Origin of the sequence: Planktotalea frisia (genome assembly GCF_001890925.1) — a bacterium.
Lineage (GTDB): Bacteria > Pseudomonadota > Alphaproteobacteria > Rhodobacterales > Rhodobacteraceae > Planktotalea > Planktotalea frisia.
Genome location: NZ_MLCB01000198.1, coordinates 1 through 543 on the forward strand (window position 1 = coordinate 1; position 543 = coordinate 543).

A 543-nucleotide genomic window follows, 5' to 3' on the forward strand; every position below is an offset into this window, starting at 1 on the left:
ATTTGCGCGCTTTCCATTCTGGAGCGTTCCGGGCGGGATCGGAATAGGTGCGCCGCGTATGCTTCATCTCTTTGCCACCAGGACAGATGTAGCGATCGTTCTCATCATCCCACGTGAAGTCTGATCTGGAGTATGTTCCATCAGTGCGCTCGCCCTTATCAAAGACGGGAATGAAGGGCAGGATCTTACGTTTTGTGGTCAGCCAAACAAGGTTGTCGGAAGACCCATAGGCCGTATCTGCGGCGATCCAATCCGGCTTCAAGCCAAAGCACTCTTCGGTTCGGTCGATCATCTTGCGCATGGCACCAACCTCGGCGGTTCTGTTCGAGCGGCTGGCATCCACATCAACGATGATACTGTGATCTGTATCGATCAGATAGTTGGTAGAATATGCAAAGAAAGCCGGACCTTTGCGTGCGGCTGTCCATTGGCTGGCCGGATCGGCATGAGCAGCGAACTTGGGCTTGGTTGTCGTAGCCGCACCAAAGGCCTCGTCGTCCAAAGTGTCGAGATATTCCCGTACAGCACGTGGTGCATCATCGG

At 54.3% G+C, this 543-nt stretch carries 1 protein-coding gene; it reads right to left on the reverse strand.

Annotation, left to right across the window (positions count from 1 at the left end; genetic code table 11):
• On the reverse strand, window positions 1-543 hold a 543-nt coding region (locus tag PFRI_RS18105; RefSeq protein ID WP_342742268.1), incomplete at both ends, for a transposase.